Genomic DNA, 17,058 nt, shown 5'->3' with positions numbered 1-17,058 from the left:
GAAGGGCGCCGATGTAAAGCCCTGCGCCAGGTGCCCAAGGGTAGAGAAGGTGCAAACGTCCGAGTATTGCCAGACCGCGCAATAGCACGTTGCGCCAAGTGCAACGCCGAGGGTCGTTGCATTTGGCGCATCACTCAATTGCCTTTGGGATGGATACTCGAAGGCCTGCGCGACCCTTAGCCTTGGCGTCACTTTCCCAACTCATCGAGGTGTCATCATGCTCACGGGCAATCCGGCAGCGGCGGCCAAGGCCGAACCATCCGCTTCTCTTTCCGGCCTGATGGTCGCGTTCCTGGCATTCTGCTGCGGCGCGGTCGTGGCCAACCTTTATTACGCTCAGCCGATCGTCGAACTGATCGCGCCGCAGATCGGCCTGTCCAGCGCCAATGCCAGTCTGATCGTTTCACTCACGCAGTTCGGTTATGCGCTGGGCCTGCTGTTGCTGGTGCCGCTGGCCGACCTGATGGAAAACCGTCGGCTGGTGGTCGGGTTTACCCTCGCGGCGAGCGTGACGCTGTTGTGCGCCGGCCTGACGCATTCGCCGTCGATGTTCCTTGTCCTGTCGTTGCTGATCGGCCTGACTTCGGTGGCGGTGCAGATCCTCGTGCCGTTGGCCGCGCATCTGGCGCCCGAGGCGACCCGTGGCCGGGTGGTGGGCAACATCATGAGTGGCCTGTTGCTGGGCATTCTGCTGTCGCGGCCACTGTCGAGTCTGCTGGTGGAAGTGTTCGGCTGGCGCGGGGTGTTTTTCAGCGCAGCGGCACTGATGGCCGTCATCGCCCTGATCACGGCGATTGCCTTGCCGCGCCGCGTTCCGAGCCATCAGGCGACGTACGTGGCGCTGATCGGCTCGGTGTTTGCGCTGGCCCGTCGGCACGCGGTTCTGCGTCAGCGTTCGCTGTATCAGGGTTTGCTGTTTGCCAGCTTCAGCCTGTTCTGGACCCTCGCACCGATTGAGCTGATGCGGCACCACGGTTTCAGTCAGGCACAGGTGGCGATATTTGCCCTGGTCGGCGCTGTCGGCGCGGTCGCAGCGCCGATTGCCGGGCGCCTGGCCGATGCCGGGCACGGTCGGCGCGGGACGCTCGTGGCACTGATGCTCGCGCCGGCCTCGTTGCTGATCGCCGCGCTGCCGGGCAGCAGCTATGTCTGGCTGGTGGTTTGCGCGGTGCTGCTGGATTTCGCCGTGCAACTGAACATGGTGCTGGGTCAGCGCGAGGTGTACGCCATCGACCCGCACAGCCGGGCCCGGCTGAATGCCGTGTACATGACCAGCATCTTCGTCGGCGGCGCGCTGGGATCGTTGGTCGCCAGTCCGCTCTACGAGCATTTTGGCTGGAACCTGTCCGCCGTGACCGTGGCGTTGCTGCCGGCGCTGGCCCTGGCGCTGTTCCTGAGCCGCAAGGCCGATGCCTGAACCGCAGGCACCGCTGAGTCCGATGAAGCACGGTCCTACAAGACGATTGGCGAACGGTGATGCACAATCATCACCGTTTCCTTTCGATCGGGCTCCACTTATGGACAAGTTGCTGGCACTGAAGATGTTCGTTGAAACCGTCCGTTGCGGTGGTTATTCCTCGGCGGCGCGCAAACTCGGCATCTCCACTTCTTCGGTGACACGCCAGGTGGCGGGGCTGGAAAACGAGTTGGGCGCCAGCCTGCTCAACCGCACGACACGCAACACCAGCGTGACGGTCGCCGGACAAACCTATTTCGAGAAAGCGGTGGCCATTCTCGATGCCATCGATGAGGCCGACGCGGTGGTTGCCGACCGGGGCAGCGAGGCGCAGGGACGCCTGCGCATCAGCGTGCCGGTGGAGTTCGGCCGACAGATCATTGCACCGCAACTGGGTGTATTGCTCGACCGCCATCCGGGGCTTGAAATCAGTGTGTCGTTGAGCGATCAGGTCAGCGATCTGCTGAGCGAGCAGATCGATGTCTCGGTGCGCCTGGGATCATCGGTGGTCAGTGACGATATCGTCAGCAAGCGGGTGGGCGGCTTCCAGCGCTGGGTGGTGGCGAGTCCGGATTACCTGAGCCGTCACGCTGTGCCGGCGCATCCGCGAGACTTGCTCGAGCATCAATGCCTGCGCTTCGACTACGCGGGTTCGCACCAGCACTGGACGTTCCAGGGCGACGAGGAAACCATCCAGCTCAATGTGCATGGTCGCCTGCAAAGCAACAACGCCGACATCCTGCGCGAAGCAGCGGTGGCGGGGCGCGGGGTGGCCCTGCTGGCCGACTGGCTGGTGCGCGCCGACGTCGAGGCCGGTCGGTTGACGCGGCTGCTGGAGGGTTATGAAGTCAACCCCGGTAATGCGAGCTGCTGCATCAATGCGTTGTACCTGCCCAATCACCGGGGCTCCAGCCGTATCAATGTGTTCATCGACTTTCTGGAAGACATTCTGGTGGCGGAGCCATCGCGTCAACGCTAGAGAGCCGTTTATTGCCGCCCGACGCTTTGTGAGTTCTGCATAAAAAAGCGCCCGCCAAAAAAACCGTGGCGGGCGCCTGGGAATGCGCAGCGATAGGGAAGTGTGAACCGTCGGGTGATCAGGCCACCGGAATCAACGGATCGGCAGCGGCCAGTGCGGTTGCGCGATCGGCGGCCGGCGGGTAGATCCACACGGTGTTGATCTGGGTCTTGAGGTCTTTGGCCTCTTGCCCGACCAGTTTCAATTGACGGTCCCAGCCTTCGGTGAACACCGCGCCCCAGGCCCCGAGGTCAAGGCAGGTCACGTACTTGGGCTGGCGGTAGGTGACCGGTGCGACACCGATCAGGTCAGCGGCCACATTGTTGCCGGCATAACGGCCCAGGCTGATTGCATGCTGGCAGGACATCGCGGCGTAGTTTCCGAGGTCATCCGTGGCGGCATAAGCGACGTCGCCGGCAGCGAAGACATCCACGTGCCCCAGCACTTTCAGGTGACCGTCGACGTGCAGGCGACCTTGCGGATCACGGCTGCCCGGAATCTGTTCGGTGAGCGGGCTGGCGCGGAAGCCAACGGTCCAGACGACGGTGCTGGACTCGATCCGTTTGCCGTCGGCCAGGGTCACGCCGCCGGCATCGACCGAGGCCACCGAGGCGTCGACTATCCATTCAATGCCCAACTCTCGGGACGCTTCCACAATGGAGGGCCGAATACCGTCACCCAGCGTCGCGGCGATTTGCGGCGCGCGATCCACCACGATGACCCTGATCGGCGCATCGTCACCCAGTGCGGCACGCAGGCGGGCCGGCATTTCGGTGGCGGTTTCGATCCCGGTAAAACCACCACCGGCGACCACCACGGTATTACGCGCAGCGCTCGACGGCTGGTCCTTCAACGACTTGATATGGGCTTCGAGGCGTGCTGCTTCTTCGATCTGATCGACATCGAAGGCGTGTTCGATCATGCCTTTGAGCGGTGGCCGGATTACTCGGCTGCCGGCAGCCAATACCAGTCGGTCATAGTTCAGCGTGCCTTGTGTGCCGAAGGCATCGCTGTAGGTCACTTGCTTGCTGGCGGTGTCGATGTTGTCGGCGATGCCTTTGACGAATTTCACGCCCACGGCATCGAACAGTTCACCCAGCGGCGCTTTCATGTTGTGGACATTCGGCTCGTAGAAGCGCGGACGGATGCGCAGTTCTGCCTGGGGCGCGAGGACGGTGATCTGCACGTCGTTACGATCATGCTGGTCCAGCAGACGTGCGGCGCTCAGGGCGCTCCAGACTCCACCAAACCCTGCGCCTATCACTAAAATGTGCTGTTTCATCGGATGACTCCTGTGGAAATTCTGGTCGTTGAACGGATTGTCCGTTCATGCGTGACCGTCTGCCGCACTGCACGAAGCAGGTGGTTGTGAACAACCGCAGAGCCGGTTCGATTCGCTGGGGAAGATGCTATCGGGGAAGGTGCGGCGCGACACTTCTACATAGGGTCAGTGCCGACATGCTTAGGTATGGGTTGGGGTATACACAGGTATAGAAAGAGGGCAGTCAAACGGCGCGATTGAATGCGCTTTCGATGCAGGTGATGAGTTCGCCGCACGGGAAGGGTTTAGGGAAATAGGCGAGGGGCTCGGGGAATGCTGCGTTGACCCGTGGCGGACGCCCCTGGTAACCCGTGATGAAAATGATCGGGATGCGCACGCCTCGGGCGCACAGCTCATCGTACATCTCGATGCCGGACAGACCGGGCATCTGGATGTCCGAGATGATGCAGCCGGGGCGGTGCGGCGCCTTCATCGCCAGAAAAGCCTCCGCGTTCGGGTACAACTGCACGGTGTAGCCGTGAGAGCGCAACAGGCTGTCCAGCGCCATGCGCACGGACTCATCATCATCGACAACCGATACAACAGCGGTGTGGGACATTGCTTTACCAGGGCTGATCTCGGGTAGCCCGTCGAGGACGCCCGCATTGCCGCACGATACGCCGCTCGGTTCGGCGGCGTACTTATACGTGTGTATAGCGACAGTATTTGAACGTCTGCGAGCCCGGCGCCATTGCGCTGTTTGGCGTCAGCGCGAGAACCGGCTGCGGTATTCCCGGGGCGAGACCGAGAGGTGACGGTAGAAGGTGTCGCGCATGCGTTCCTCGTCGCCGAACCCGCACAACTGCGCGATCTGGTCGATGTTGCGCTGAGAGTCTTCGAGCATTCGTCGCGCCGCTTCCAGGCGAAACAGCTCGAGTGCCTTGGCCGGCGTGCGGCCGATCTTGCGTTTGTAGACCCGCGCGAAATTGCGCGGGCTCATCTGCGCCTGTCGGGCCAGCGATTCGACGCTCAATTGCGGGTCGCCGAGGTTTTCGCTGATCCACAGGTGCAATTCTTCGAAGCAGCCTCTGTCGTCGATCTGCGCTTGCAGCAACTGGCTGAACTGCGCCTGACCGCCAGGGCGCTTGAGAAAAACCACCAGCTCCCGCGCCACCTTCAACGCCACGGCGCGGCCGCAATCGGCCTCGACCAGCGCCAGCGCCATGTCGATCCCGGTGGTGACCCCGGCGGAAGTCCAGACGTTGCCTTGCTGGATGTAGATCGCATCAAGGTCGACATCGACACTCGGAAAACCACCCTTGAGCATGTCGCACATGCCCCAGTGCGTGGTTGCGCGCAAGCCTTCCAGCAGCCCGGCCTGGGCCAGCAGAAAGGTGCCGCTGCACACCGAGGCGGTGCGTCTGGCCTTGGCCGATGCCGCGCGCAGCCAGTCGACCAACGCAACGTTGTCGAGCATGGCCTGACGGATGTTCGGCGCACCGGGCACGATCAGCGTATCGATGGTTGTCTCGTCAAAGGTGCGCAGGGCCAAGGTGTTGACCGACAGCCCTTCGGCGGTGGCGATCAATCCGCCTTCCAGGCTGGCGGTGTGCAACGCGTAGCCAGGCAAGCCGCGTTCGGCCATCGCCTTGGACGCAGCCCAGAACACGGTTTGTGCGCCGGTCAGGTCCAGCAAGCCCATCTGCGGATACGCCAGGAACACCAGCATGCGCGGTTGCGCGAGCAAGCAGGTGAGAGGGTCGGGTTGGTGAAAAATAGAGTTCATGACTGCTCAGGGACCTGATGATCGCCCGCTTTTCGGCGATCCGGTGCGCCGTAGTGTCGGTGTTTGCGGGCAGGAGCGCGAATATACATTGGTATGGGCCACAGCCACCTCAACAGCGGCGTTACTCGGTCGATGTGGTTCAAGCCCTATACCCGCGTATGGTGTTGGACGTCGTGGTCGCGATGCACACTCGATTTCAAGGCGCGCCATTCAGCGCTTGCGCCAGCAAGGGCATTCGTCCGGGAAATTTTGACTCAGCCAAGAGGAAAGCGACCATGTCAACGTATCTGAATCACTCCAATCAAACCAACGCAACCGATGACCGGCAGGCGTCCGTCACCCGCCAGCCATTCGCTCCGGCGCAGGAGCTGGTGCCATCGCGCTACGCACTGCAGGTCGGCGACATCGACGTGGTGGTGATCAGCGACGGCGTGCTGCCGCTGCCGACCTCGACCATGTCCACAAATGCCGACCCGCAGGCTCGCGCCGCCTGGTTCAAGGACATGTTCCTGGGGCCTGATGCGTTTGACTGGGCACTCAACGTGCTGGTGGTGCGCAGCGGCGAGCAGATCATACTGGTCGACGCCGGACTGGGCGGGCAGTTTCCCGGTTTCCCTCGGGCCGGCCAGCTGCCGAAACGGCTGGAAGCGGCCGGAATCGATCTGGCAGCCGTGACCGACATCGTGATCACGCACATGCACATGGACCATGTCGGCGGTCTGCTGGTGGATGAAGTGAAGAGCCGGCTGCGTCCGGACGTGCGTATCCACGTCTCGGCGAAAGAGGTCGAGTTCTGGGAGACGCCGGACTTCACCCAGACCGTCATGCCGGCGCCGGTGCCTGACGTTCTGCGCGCGACGGCCAATCAGTTCATCAACGATTACCGCCGCCAGGTGCGCACCTTCGAGGATGAATACGAAGTGGCGCCGGGGGTGGTGGTGAAACTCACCGGCGGGCATACGCCGGGGCACAGCATTGTCTACGTCAACTCGGGCGGCGAACGCCTGACCTTTGCTGGCGACGCCCTGTTTCCGGTGGCCTTCGAGCATCCGGAATGGCACAACGGTTTCGAGCATGATCCTGAAGAGTCGGTGCGTGTCCGCGTACGCCTGATGCGTGAGGCGGCGGCGAGTGGCGAGTGGTTTGTCGCCACCCACCTGCCGTTCCCGTCGGTGGGCCGCGTGGCGGTCGATGGCGATGCGTTCCGCTGGATTGCAGCGTTCTGGGATTACTGATCGGCTGTCGGCGGCCTGGCTGCATTCGGCCGGGCTCGATAAAAATCAGGCCCCGCAAGTTCATCACTTGCGGGGCCTTTTTTACTTTGAGGTTTATCGGTCGGGCAGGGAGGCGGCTCTTTTTTGGGGCTCAACGTCCGCGCATCAGCGCCTGCGCGATGCAGGCCAGCAGTGCCTCGGTATGGAAGGGTTTGGAGAAGTAGCCTTCCGGCGTCTTCACACGGGTGCTGAATTCAGGGGGCAGGCCTGGCTTGCCGGTGATGAAGATCGTCGGAATGTGGATCTTCCTGGCCGCCAGTGCCTCGTACATTTCGACCCCGCACATGCCCGGCATCTGAATGTCGGAAATCAGACACCCGGTCTGCTCTGGCGCGCTCGATTCAAGAAATGCAAAAGCGCTGTTGAATGTCTTGACCGTATAACCGCAAGACCGCAACAAACTGTCCATTGAAACCAGAACAAGTTCGTCATCATCGACAACTGAAACAATAGCTGAGTTGAACATGGGAAACCTTGCGTTCTTTGCGGGTGTCTGTCGCGCCCGCCATACTTGCAAGATACGCTTTCAAAAATTGTGGGATAGTATACGTGGGTATGTTTAGTTGGTTTTTTTGTTAGTTGCGAAAGTTAATCAATGTTCAGCAAATAAATGGTTGTTGATTAACGAAAGAAAGTAACTGTTATGTCGAGTGCAGGCTTCAAAGAGTTGTCGGCTGGCGCAATCGTTGTTGGCAATTGCGCTGGCGCGACAGTCGCGGAACAAGGCATCGGCGGCCCGCAGTCGGCGCAGGGCGCGGTCAATGCCTTTAAGGCAGTCGGCAAAGCATAAAGGTTCGGGAGCCTCATTGAGGTGGTAGAGCGCGTCGCGCTGGGCATGGCCGCCCAGGTCGGTGATGCCGGTGACGAGAAAGTCGGCGTAACGGGTATTGGCATTCAACAGCCTGCGAAACAGCGTCTGCACCGGTAAAAAGCTGACAGCGTGCAGTGTCTGCTGGCTGTGCCTGAGCCGCGCCAGAATGCTCAGCGTCGCGCTCAGGGTCTGCGTCAATGCGTCGATGATCTCCACGCGCTCAGCGGTGGACAACGATGTGTGCGTGCCATAGCGGGTGACGCAGGGCGGGTGACTGACCAAATACAGTTTGTGCGGTGCGTTCATGACCACCGTCTCCGGCTAGCGCTCGTGCGCGATTGAATGTTGTGATTGCAGCAGTGGACTCCATTGTTCTCGCAACGCCTGGCTGATGGACGCCGAGCCCGGAACGATCAACGTATTGATCGGCTCGTCGCCGAGCTCATCCAGCCGCCGGGTTTGAACCACCAGGCCTTCGCCGGTCTGCACCGGCCCGCCTTGCAGGCTCGCGGTGTGCAAGGCATAACCGGGCAAACCGAGTTGCGCCAGTCCGCACGTCGCCGCCCAGAAAACGGTCTGCGCACCGGTCAGATCCAGCAGGCCCATTTGCGGGTATGCCACGAAAACGACGGTTCGTTCGTGTACCGGGGTTTCGGGGTCTGCGCCGGGGTTTGTACGTTGGATAGACAATGCGGGTCTCCATATCGCCACCGGGCGACATCAGGGGTGGATGGTTGTCATTGATCGTATTCGAGCGCAGCCAATGGAATCGCAAACACAAACTGCGTGCCGACGCCCTCGGTACTGTTGACCCAGATGCGGCCGCCGTGGAATTCAATGATCGAACGGCAAATCGAGAGGCCCATTCCCAGGCCGGTGGGCTTGGTGGTGAAGAATGGGTCGAACAGCGAAGGCAGGATGTCCTCGGCAATGCCAACGCCGGAGTCGGCGATTTCAAGCACAGCCTCGTTGTGCTGGATCGAGGTGGTGATCCGCAGCGTCCGGGCGCGGTCAAGCACATTGGCCATGGCCTGGCAGGCGTTGATGATCAGATTGATGATGACTTGCTGCAGTTGTACCCGGTCACCTTTGATCCGCGCACCGTGAGTGCCCAGTTGGGCGTGCGGGCGAACCTCATGGAAGCTGATGTCATGTTGCATCAGCGTCAGCGAGTCACTGACGATCTCGTCGAACACTTCGACATTGCGCTGCACCTCGCTGTGTCGCGATAACGCTCGAATACAGGCGATGACATCGGAGACCCTGACCGAGTTTTGAATGATCCGGTCCAGCGAACGGCGGGCTTCTTCCAGGTTGGGTTCGGGCCGGTTGATCCAGCGTTTGCAGGATTCACCGCTGGTGATGACCGCTGCCAGCGGCTGATTGATTTCGTGGGCGATGGAGGCCGCCAGTTCGCCCATGGAAGTCAGGCGCGTGACGTGGGCGAGGGTGGCTTGCGAGTGAAACAACGCCTCTTCCGACTGTTTGCTGGCGGTGACGTCCATCAGCGCCCCGGCGTATTGCGTCCGCCCGTGATGTCTGGGCAACGGGCTGGCGATCATCTGCACGTGCTTGATCCGACCATCCGGCATGAGCAGCCGATGCTCGACTTCGACCAGCTCCTGCCGGCGCGCAAACTGCTCCAGCACCTGATCGATAACCGGCAGGTCGTCGGGATGAGTGCGTGACTTGACCAGCGCCAGTGTCGGGGTGACGTCCGGCGAATACTCGAAAATACGCGACGACTCTTGCGACCATGACACGCTGACTTTTTTATCGATGATGAAACCGATACTGCCGGTGTGGGTAAGTTTCTGTGCGCCCAGAAAGAACGCTTCCTTGCGCCGCAGCGTTTCAGTGGCGCGTTTGCTGCGCAACGCGAGCAGGGAAATAGTCGTCAGCGCGATCAGGCACCTGACGAATCCGGCGATGCTGCGGTGATCGCGATAACCTTCATCGACCAGAAAGTCGGCCGTCAGCAGTGTGAGGCAACCCAACGCGACGGCAAGAAATACCGGTACCGGGAAGATGTTCGCTGACATGAATACCAGCGTGATGTAGAACAACGTCGGCGCAACGTCCAGATCAAGGTACGCATTGGTGATATAGATCATGCTGCCGACCGCTATGGCGCAAAGCCAGGCGAAGGCGTCTGAACAAAGAAGTTGTGCGCGACGTTTGATGATAGACATTTATTCTTCCAGATTTTTGCTATCGGACGGCAGGGCGTGTTCTTTCGATGAAGCAGGCAAACGCTATGAAAGGCGTATTGATGAAGAGGTTAAAAAGTCTGAAGTTGTTTTTCAGGCATGACGGTTGTTGGCGACTGTCTGTCATTCACCAATCGTTGTATTGAGTAATGGTTATTTGAATAAAGATCTTATTCGAAGACTTCTACGCTGGCACTGCTGCATTGGGTCATTTGCAGTATGACTGCGTATGAAGCGGATATACCCAAGTGTTAGTTGTTCGGAACTTGAGTGTTGATGGTGCCTGCCAGCCACGGCGGCTTGAACCATACCGTATCGTTTCATTCGGTCACCGATGTGCAGGCAGCGCCGCGATGACTTCGGCCATGCGCACGAGGTCGGCAAATGAGCGCGCGCCCATTTTGCGCATGGCCTGGCCCCGGTGGATCTTCACAGTGATTTCACTGAGGCCGATTTCCCCGGCGATCTGCTTGTTCATCAAGCCTGAGGCCGCCAGCGCCATGACCGTCTGCTCCCGGGGTGTCAACGTCCCATGACGGGCGCGCAGCTCATCGGCATGCCGCCCTGACTCGCGACGCTGCTTGTCCCGCGAGTGTGCGGCGCAGACGGCATCGATCAGGTCCTGCTCGCGAAACGGTTTGGTCAGGAAGTCCACCGCGCCGGCTTTCATCGCGCGCACGGTCATGGCGATATCGCCGTGTCCGGTGATGAACACGATTGGCACATTGATTCCGGCGGTGGCCAGTTCATTCTGGAAATCCAGCCCGCTGCTGCCTTGCAGGCGCACGTCGAGTACCAGGCAACTCAGCGTGTCCGGACGTTGATACGTCATGAACTCGGCGACCGATCCGAATAGCTCCACCCGCAGACCAATGGAGCGCAACAGGCTGTCGAGGGATTCGCGCAACGCGGCATCGTCGTCGACGATGAATACCACCGGCTCGCTGGGGTTGTTGCTGATGGGATTGTTGTTCATTGCTCTTTTCCCAAAAGGTTGTGACGTTGTGGCGAATCCCTCGGCCCGGCGGCCGGTGTTTGCTCGTGCGGGTTGATGCCCGACCAGAGACACGGTCCGCTGGCGATAGCGCCGTGCGACACGTTGCGCAGGTGCGGGCGTGAGTAGATAGACGGTTAAGCATCGTAGTGGCGCAGCACGCCGTCAGCTAGGACAAAAAACCCGAAAAAACGGCCATTGCACCGGTCTTTGTGCGGCCCGATGCAGCTATCGGTTTCAAACGGTTCATACACAAGTATCAAAACACTCACCTAACGCATGATCCCGCTGTCCCCAAGTACCACAGACGTCCGGCAGCCGCGCCCTTAACCTTTAACAGCTCTCCGTCGATCTCAATGGCTGCGTGCCGGGTGGTGAACTTCATGAACAGAAATGAACTCCGTCGTGTCGACATCAATCTGCTGGTGGTCTTCGAGACGCTGATGCATGAGCGCAACGTCAGCCGGGTCGGCGAGAAGCTGTTTCTCGGTCAACCGACCATCAGTGCCGCGTTGGGGCGTTTGCGTGTGCTTTTTGACGATCCGTTGTTCGTTCGTGCGGGGAGGGTGATGGAGCCGACAAGGCGGGCCGAGGAAATTTTCGCCAACCTGACGCCGGCGCTGGATGGCGTTGCCGTGGCGTTGAGCCGTTGCCAGCCCTTCGACCCAGCTACCAGCGAGGTGACCTTTCAGGTCGGCCTGTCCGACGATGTCGAATACGCGCTGCTCCCGCGACTGCTGCGCCAACTGCGTAGCGAGGCGCCGAATATTGCCTTGGTGGTGCTGCGCGTCGATCAGCAGCAGATGTCGCAGCGGCTGTTCAATGGCGAGATTTCTCTGGGCATCAGCCCTACGCTCGATCTGCCGGCCAACGCTCGACGCAAGAGTCTACGGTCGAGCCGGCCAATGCTCCTGCGCTCGGATACCCGCCCGGGCCTGCTGGCGCTCGATGAGTTCTGCGAGCGCCCGCATGCCATCGTGTCGTCCATGGGCAAGGCCAGGGATGACACCGACCACGCGCTGGACCTGCTCGGGCGTCGGCGCAAAGTGGTGCTGGCGGTGCCGCAGTTCAGTGCCTTGCCAAGGTTGTTGGCGCAGAGCGACATGCTGGTCATCGTCCCGGATTACGTGGCCAGGGCCATGGCCTCGGTTGAGGGTGTCAGGGCTGAACCGGCCCCTCTGTTGCTGCCATCGCGGGAGCTTTCCATGGTCTGGCGTGCCGCTGCGCACAACGATTGCGCTCAGCGTTGGCTGCGTTCGCGCTGCCAGGCGTTTTTCGGTACGCCGATTGAATTGCAGGTAGTGCCAAAATTACGCCCGGCGTTGCCCGTCGATCAGGCGTTGATGATGGCCCGGTAGATAACTGCAACGGCTGTGTGATTCGCCCAATAAAAAAAGCTCCGACTCGATCGGAGCTTTTCTTTTCAGGGGGCTGTACGTGGCTTGTCGTGAGGGCGCGGCCCCGGAACCTCATGCATTGATAAACGCCAGCAGGTCCGCGTTGATGGTGTCGCCGTGGGTGGTGCACATGCCATGGGGCTGGCCGGGGTAGGTTTTCAGCGTACCGTGCTTGAGCAATTTGATTGAGAGGTGAGCCGAATTGGTGATCGGCACGATCTGGTCATCTTCACCGTGCAGCACCAGGGTCGGCACATCGATGTTTTTCAGGTCATCGGTGAAGTCGGTTTCGGAGAACGCGCTGATGCAGTCGTATTGCGCCTTGATCCCGCCGTTCATGCCCTGACGCCACCAGTTTTCGACGATCGCTTCAGACACTTTCGCACCTGGGCGATTGAAGCCGTAAAACGGGCCGCTCGGGAAGTCACGATAAAACTGGCTGCGATTCTGCGCGAGTGCTTTGCGCAACCCGTCAAACACCTCCATCGGCAGGCCGCCGGGATTTTTTGCGGTGCGCAGCATGATCGGCGGCACGGCGCCGATCAGCACGGCCTTGGCCACCCGGCCGCGACCATGCCGCGCCACGTAGCGCGCCACTTCACCGCCGCCGGTGGAGTGGCCGATGTGCACGGCGTTGCGGATGTTCAGGTGCGCCATCAACTCGGCAACGTCGGCGGCGTAGGTGTCCATTTCGTTGCCCGTGGCGGTCTGCGAAGAGCGACCATGGCCACGTCGATCATGGGCGATGACGCGAAAGCCCTTGTTGAGGAAGAACAGCATTTGCGCATCCCAGTCATCACCGGAAAGGGGCCAGCCGTGATGGAAAACGATCGGCTGGCCGTGGCCCCAGTCCTTGTAGAAAATCTGCGTGCCATCCCTGACGGTGAGCATTCCCGAGCCACTGCCGTTGCCGGCGCTTTTGCTGACCCCTGACGCGGATGCTGGTGTCTGCTGTGTCGCCAGCGCCGGCAATGCCACCGCCAGGGTTGCGGCCATGGCGCCCGTCGTGATCAAGCCACGACGGGTGGTTCCGTTTTTCTCGTCAGTCATTTTGAACACCCATTGAGTTAAAGAAGTTGCACAGGCGGCGCAAGGCTGCAGCCCTGGCCGAAGGTAATCTTTGGGCAAAGGGGTACGACTGACCACCAGACATGGGTTTTTGAAATTAACGCTTTGGTATGCAGGGCGTGGCGGGAGGAGTGCTGCGGGGTTGGCGCGTCCCTGCGCCTGGACAACTCAGAAGGTGTACTTGGCCGTCAGCATCATGTTGCGCGGCGTGCCATAGCTGTCGCCGCCGTAGCTGACGGAGTTGGCGATGGTGGAGTAGTACTTGCGGTCGAAGATGTTGTTGGCGTTGAGTTGCAGATCGAGGTTTTCATTGACCCGGTAGCCGGCCATCAGGTCGGTCACGGCGTACGCGCCTTGCTTGAGGCGGTAGTTGCCGCCATCGAGCAGTTCGATGTCGTTGTACATGCGGCTCTGCCAGGAGATGTTGCCGCCCACACGCAGTTTTTCCAGCGGGCCCTGGAAGTTGTAGCGGGTGGTCAGTTTGAACAGGTGCTCCGGGGTGTCGGTGTCGAACTGCTTGTTGACGTTCTGCGGGTTCGCCTCGTCCTTGATGGTGTGCGTACGGGCGTAGGTGTAGCCGCCGCCGATCTGCCAGTTGTCGGTGAGCGCGCCTTGCAGCTCGAGGTCGATACCCTGGCTGCGGATCTCGCCGGAGGCTTCATAGCAGGACGACTGCGGGCAGTTCGGGACGAACACTTGCACCGCGCGGTTTTCCTGATCGACGCGGAACACGGCGAGGCTGGCGTTCAGCGCGCCGCCCAGGTATTCGCCCTTGATGCCGACCTCGTAGTTCTTGCCCACGATCGGCTTGACCGGGTTACCGGAGGTGCCCTTGTTGCTCTGCGGGGTGAAGATGTCGCTGTAGCTGGCGTACACCGAATGATGGTCGTCCAGCTCGTAGATCAGGCCGGCATAGCGGGTGACGTTGCGGGTGACTTTGTAGTCGCCGTCGCCATCGCGGTTGTCGTAGTCGTACCAGTCCAGACGTCCGCCGAGGATCAGCTTCAGCGGGTCGGCCAGGCTCAGGCGAGTCGTCAGGTACACGCCGTCCTGAGTGGTGACTTCACGCGTGTTGTTGGTGTGGACGAAGTCCGGTTTGCCGGCGTTGATCGGCCAGTTGGTGTCGTAGGGCGAGTAGTTGTGAGTGGTCAGGTCGTAGATGCGTTTGCTGGCGCCGACCACCAGTTCATGGCTGCGCCCGAAGGCTTCGAACGGACCGCTGAAGAAGGCGTCGAGACCTGCCTGGTTTTCATCGGCCTTGGACTGGTAAACCGTGCGGGCCAGAGTGTCGTTGACCCAGCGCGACTGGTACGAGCCGGAGAACAGCGCGTTCTGCTCGGAATAGTTGGCGTTGACCTGCAGTTTCCAGTCGTTGGCCAGTTGCTGGCGGATCTCGGCGAATACGGTGTTGATCTCTTGATCTTTGTCTTCCCAGGAGGTGCCGGGGTTATACGAGCGCGGCAGATCAAGGTGATGGCCGTCGAGGCCGATCATTGATGAACCCCAGAAGTAGTTGGTCCTGTCCTTCTGGTGCGAGAAGCCGAGGGTCAGGGTGGTGTCGTCGCTCAGATCCGCTTCGGTGACGGCGTAGAACAGGCCGTGTTGTTCGTCCACGTCATCGATGAAACTGTTGGCGTCGCGATAGGAAGTGACCACCCGGCCGCGCAGGGTGCCGCTGTCGTTGAGCGGGCTGGAAGCATCGAGCTCGCCGCGATAGTTGTCCCAGGTCCCGGCGGCGCCGGTCAGGGTCACGCGCTGCTCGGCCAATGGCCGTTTGCGCACCAGGTTAATCGCCGCCGAAGGGTTGCCGGCACCGGTGACCAGACCGGTCGCGCCTCGAACGACTTCAACCCGATCGAACATCGCCAGATTCGGCTGGGATCCGACGTTCACGCCGTTGTAGCCGCTCGGAATGCCGTCGTACATCAGGTTGTCGATGTCGAAACCCCGGGCTTTGTAGGCCTGTCGGCCTGGGCCGCTGGAGTAGTCGAGGAACAGCCCTGGCGTGGCGTTGACCACGTCGTTGATGCTGGTCATCGCCTGATCGTCCATGCGCTGGCGGGTGATCACGGTGACGGCTTGCGGTGTTTCGCGCAGGGTCAACGGCAGTTTGGTGGCGGTGGCCATGGTGCCGGTGGTGTAGGACTCGGAGCCTTCGGTGGTGCTGCCCAGCTGTGTCGATGTGATGGCGGTCGCGCCGAGCTCGAGGGTGGCGGGCGGGGCGGTGTCCTGCGCCTCGCGGGTTTCATCGGCCAGCGCCGGGGCCATGACGGCCATGCAGATGGCCATGGACAGGAGGTTGCGTGACGGGTTGAAACGATGCGGCGAGGCTGGGCGCGACATTGAGGCTTCCTGATTTTAAATAGCAAACAAAGAGCAGTTGAGAATCATTGCCAATAATTGTGTCAGGGTTTTTTACAGCAACAAAGCGCTTCGTGAAAAAAATGTGAAACAGCGCAGGAGGAGAGGGAGAGGGCAAACGCGATCAAGGAACCGCTCAAGCGCGTCACTTGCAGCGCAGGAGCCGGTTACACCGTTGGTCAGCTTGCCATGCAAACCAACAGGTTGGTGTCTACTTTTGTGGCCGGGTCAGCCAAATGACAGGAGACATTCTGAAGTCATTAAGCGCTTTCGAGCTGACCCCGTGACGTTGATTTCAGGATGGATCTTGAATGAGGCGCGGAGCATCGCCCAGGCGATGCGTAACGGAGAACCCGCGCCTTTGAGCTCGTTAAGGAGAACGCAGATGGCAATCAGCCGAGTCACCGAAACAACCGATAAAACAGCGCTGGTCCAAGCCGAGGTGTACCGCTGGTACAACCTCTTTTTCCCGTGGTCGCGCGGTGTGGCTTCCCAGTCGGAAGACGCGATCAAGCCTTTGTACGATGCCCTGGCGAATGATTTCCGGGTGGTGCTCACGGACGGTCAGATCATGGACCGCGAGAACTACTGGGAACGTCTTTGGGGCCTGCACGGCAAACGTGCCGGAAGCCCCGAGTCGCACATCATCAATCTCTCGATCACGCCGCTTCCCGGTGACTTCTTCCTGACGGTTTTCGACCTGGTCAAGAACGGGATCACCAAGAAGAAAGTCGACTCGGCGCTCATGCGCCTCGACCCGGATTCGCCATCGGGTATTTCGTGGATTTACGTCCACGAAAGCGAGCACGAGACATCGTTCGCGTAAATCCTTCAATGACCGTTCGCGACTCTGGTTGTTTGAACCGGAGGATCGGCATTGCTCAACCCTGTAAAAAAAACCGCCCGAAGCCGTGCATCGGGCGGTTTGCAGGATCAAACAGGGCTGATTCAGATCAGCCGCAGGGTGACGTCGATGTTGCCGCGAGTGGCCTTTGAGTAAGGACAGGTCTGATGCGCAGCGTCCACCAGCGCCTGAGCGACCGAAGGCTCCAGCCCCGGCAGGCTGACATTCAAGCGCGCCTGAAGAAAGAATGCGTCGCCGGCCTTGCCCAGATCGATTTCGGTTTCGACCGCCACATCCGCCGGAAGCCTGATCTTCTGTGCCGCGGCTGCCTTGCCCATGGCGCCGATGAAGCAGGCCGACCAACCGGCTGCCAACAGTTGTTCCGGATTGGTGCCGCTGCCATTCGAGCCCGGTGGCGAAAGCTTGATGTCCAGGTTGCCGTCCGAACTGCGCGATGCGCCATCGCGCCCGCCAGTGGTGCGGGTCTTGCCGGTGTACAGCACGGTGTCGAGTTGATTGATCATGGAAATACCTGCCTGAGTGATGGTTGATGTCGGACAGCGAAGGTTCCGATGGCC

Annotated in this window: 16 protein-coding genes; 5 read left to right on the top strand and 11 right to left on the bottom strand. The window is 60.7% G+C overall.

What is annotated here, in order from left to right; all coding sequences use genetic code 11:
* Window positions 1-217: 217 nt before the first annotated feature.
* Window positions 218-1,417: an MFS transporter gene (locus BMZ46_RS20955; RefSeq protein ID WP_074690858.1), complete on the top strand. Its 1,200-nt coding sequence runs from the start codon at window positions 218-220 to the stop codon at window positions 1,415-1,417.
* A gap of 100 nt (window positions 1,418-1,517) precedes the next feature.
* Window positions 1,518-2,435 (top strand): LysR family transcriptional regulator, encoded by a 918-nt coding sequence (locus BMZ46_RS20950; protein ID WP_074690859.1) that lies wholly within the window; start codon window positions 1,518-1,520, stop codon window positions 2,433-2,435.
* 118 nt (window positions 2,436-2,553) lie between these two features.
* Here the strand turns inward: BMZ46_RS20950 and BMZ46_RS20945 are convergent, their stop codons facing one another.
* The 3 genes from BMZ46_RS20945 to BMZ46_RS20935 form a co-directional block, all read right to left on the bottom strand.
* Window positions 2,554-3,756 (bottom strand): NAD(P)/FAD-dependent oxidoreductase, encoded by a 1,203-nt coding sequence (locus BMZ46_RS20945; protein WP_039772150.1) that lies wholly within the window; start codon window positions 3,754-3,756, stop codon window positions 2,554-2,556.
* 223 nt (window positions 3,757-3,979) lie between these two features.
* Window positions 3,980-4,354, bottom strand: coding sequence for a response regulator transcription factor (locus BMZ46_RS20940; RefSeq protein WP_039772152.1), 375 nt, complete (start codon window positions 4,352-4,354; stop codon window positions 3,980-3,982).
* A 147-nt stretch (window positions 4,355-4,501) separates the two neighbouring features.
* A complete protein-coding gene (locus tag BMZ46_RS20935; protein ID WP_039772153.1) occupies window positions 4,502-5,521 on the bottom strand; it encodes a GlxA family transcriptional regulator in 1,020 nt (339 codons plus the stop codon).
* 275 nt (window positions 5,522-5,796) lie between these two features.
* On the opposite strand from BMZ46_RS20935, the gene BMZ46_RS20930 reads away from it, so the two are divergent.
* Window positions 5,797-6,756: an MBL fold metallo-hydrolase gene (locus BMZ46_RS20930; RefSeq protein WP_074690860.1), complete on the top strand. Its 960-nt coding sequence runs from the start codon at window positions 5,797-5,799 to the stop codon at window positions 6,754-6,756.
* A gap of 130 nt (window positions 6,757-6,886) precedes the next feature.
* On the opposite strand, the gene BMZ46_RS20925 is transcribed toward BMZ46_RS20930, so the two are convergent.
* The 5 genes from BMZ46_RS20925 to BMZ46_RS20905 form a co-directional block, all read right to left on the bottom strand.
* Window positions 6,887-7,261, bottom strand: a complete 375-nt coding sequence (locus tag BMZ46_RS20925) for a response regulator transcription factor (protein WP_039772155.1) — start codon at window positions 7,259-7,261, stop codon at window positions 6,887-6,889.
* 126 nt (window positions 7,262-7,387) lie between these two features.
* On the bottom strand, window positions 7,388-7,912 hold the full coding sequence (locus tag BMZ46_RS20920) for a hypothetical protein (RefSeq protein WP_039772157.1): 525 nt from the start codon (window positions 7,910-7,912) through the stop codon (window positions 7,388-7,390).
* Between the two features lie 15 nt (window positions 7,913-7,927).
* Window positions 7,928-8,227 (bottom strand): type 1 glutamine amidotransferase family protein, encoded by a 300-nt coding sequence (locus tag BMZ46_RS20915; protein ID WP_305955797.1) that lies wholly within the window; start codon window positions 8,225-8,227, stop codon window positions 7,928-7,930.
* Between the two features lie 116 nt (window positions 8,228-8,343).
* Entirely contained in the window at window positions 8,344-9,798 is a 1,455-nt protein-coding gene (locus BMZ46_RS20910; protein ID WP_074690861.1) for a sensor histidine kinase, read from the bottom strand.
* A 346-nt stretch (window positions 9,799-10,144) separates the two neighbouring features.
* Entirely contained in the window at window positions 10,145-10,792 is a 648-nt protein-coding gene (locus BMZ46_RS20905; protein WP_074690862.1) for a response regulator transcription factor, read from the bottom strand.
* Between the two features lie 401 nt (window positions 10,793-11,193).
* Here BMZ46_RS20905 and BMZ46_RS20900 point away from each other — a divergent pair, with 401 nt between their 5' ends.
* Window positions 11,194-12,168, top strand: coding sequence for a LysR family transcriptional regulator (locus BMZ46_RS20900; RefSeq protein WP_074690970.1), 975 nt, complete (start codon window positions 11,194-11,196; stop codon window positions 12,166-12,168).
* A gap of 111 nt (window positions 12,169-12,279) precedes the next feature.
* Here the strand turns inward: BMZ46_RS20900 and BMZ46_RS20895 are convergent, their stop codons facing one another.
* Complete coding sequence (locus tag BMZ46_RS20895; protein WP_217634498.1) at window positions 12,280-13,098, bottom strand: alpha/beta fold hydrolase; 819 nt, start codon at window positions 13,096-13,098, stop codon at window positions 12,280-12,282.
* Window positions 13,099-13,443: 345 nt separating this feature from the next.
* Window positions 13,444-15,618 (bottom strand): TonB-dependent siderophore receptor, encoded by a 2,175-nt coding sequence (locus BMZ46_RS20890; RefSeq protein WP_074690864.1) that lies wholly within the window; start codon window positions 15,616-15,618, stop codon window positions 13,444-13,446.
* Between the two features lie 403 nt (window positions 15,619-16,021).
* On the opposite strand from BMZ46_RS20890, the gene BMZ46_RS20885 reads away from it, so the two are divergent.
* Window positions 16,022-16,462, top strand: coding sequence for a hypothetical protein (locus tag BMZ46_RS20885; RefSeq protein ID WP_064596053.1), 441 nt, complete (start codon window positions 16,022-16,024; stop codon window positions 16,460-16,462).
* Window positions 16,463-16,584: 122 nt separating this feature from the next.
* Here BMZ46_RS20885 and BMZ46_RS20880 read toward each other — a convergent pair whose 3' ends face one another.
* Window positions 16,585-17,004 carry an organic hydroperoxide resistance protein gene (locus tag BMZ46_RS20880; protein WP_039772166.1) on the bottom strand — a complete coding sequence of 140 codons (420 nt, stop codon included), beginning with the start codon at window positions 17,002-17,004 and terminating at the stop codon, window positions 16,585-16,587.
* Between the last annotated feature and the right edge of the window lie 54 nt (window positions 17,005-17,058).

This window comes from Pseudomonas sp. NFIX49 (assembly GCF_900115915.1).
GTDB classification, from domain to species: domain Bacteria; phylum Pseudomonadota; class Gammaproteobacteria; order Pseudomonadales; family Pseudomonadaceae; genus Aquipseudomonas; species Aquipseudomonas pharyngis.
The sequence above is the reverse complement of the archived record's forward strand: the minus strand, read 5'-3'. Positions and strand labels throughout refer to the sequence as shown.

Coding starts and splice junctions, on each gene's coding strand:
- BMZ46_RS20955 (WP_074690858.1), top strand. CDS start 218: ATGCTCACGGGCAATCCGGCAGCGGCGGCCAAGGCCGAACCATCCGCT.
- BMZ46_RS20950 (WP_074690859.1), top strand. CDS start 1,518: ATGGACAAGTTGCTGGCACTGAAGATGTTCGTTGAAACCGTCCGTTGC.
- BMZ46_RS20945 (WP_039772150.1), bottom strand. CDS start 3,756: ATGAAACAGCACATTTTAGTGATAGGCGCAGGGTTTGGTGGAGTCTGG.
- BMZ46_RS20940 (WP_039772152.1), bottom strand. CDS start 4,354: ATGTCCCACACCGCTGTTGTATCGGTTGTCGATGATGATGAGTCCGTG.
- BMZ46_RS20935 (WP_039772153.1), bottom strand. CDS start 5,521: ATGAACTCTATTTTTCACCAACCCGACCCTCTCACCTGCTTGCTCGCG.
- BMZ46_RS20930 (WP_074690860.1), top strand. CDS start 5,797: ATGTCAACGTATCTGAATCACTCCAATCAAACCAACGCAACCGATGAC.
- BMZ46_RS20925 (WP_039772155.1), bottom strand. CDS start 7,261: ATGTTCAACTCAGCTATTGTTTCAGTTGTCGATGATGACGAACTTGTT.
- BMZ46_RS20920 (WP_039772157.1), bottom strand. CDS start 7,912: ATGAACGCACCGCACAAACTGTATTTGGTCAGTCACCCGCCCTGCGTC.
- BMZ46_RS20910 (WP_074690861.1), bottom strand. CDS start 9,798: ATGTCTATCATCAAACGTCGCGCACAACTTCTTTGTTCAGACGCCTTC.
- BMZ46_RS20905 (WP_074690862.1), bottom strand. CDS start 10,792: ATGAACAACAATCCCATCAGCAACAACCCCAGCGAGCCGGTGGTATTC.
- BMZ46_RS20900 (WP_074690970.1), top strand. CDS start 11,194: ATGAACAGAAATGAACTCCGTCGTGTCGACATCAATCTGCTGGTGGTC.
- BMZ46_RS20895 (WP_217634498.1), bottom strand. CDS start 13,098: ATGCTCACCGTCAGGGATGGCACGCAGATTTTCTACAAGGACTGGGGC.
- BMZ46_RS20890 (WP_074690864.1), bottom strand. CDS start 15,618: ATGTCGCGCCCAGCCTCGCCGCATCGTTTCAACCCGTCACGCAACCTC.
- BMZ46_RS20885 (WP_064596053.1), top strand. CDS start 16,022: ATGGCAATCAGCCGAGTCACCGAAACAACCGATAAAACAGCGCTGGTC.
- BMZ46_RS20880 (WP_039772166.1), bottom strand. CDS start 17,004: ATGATCAATCAACTCGACACCGTGCTGTACACCGGCAAGACCCGCACC.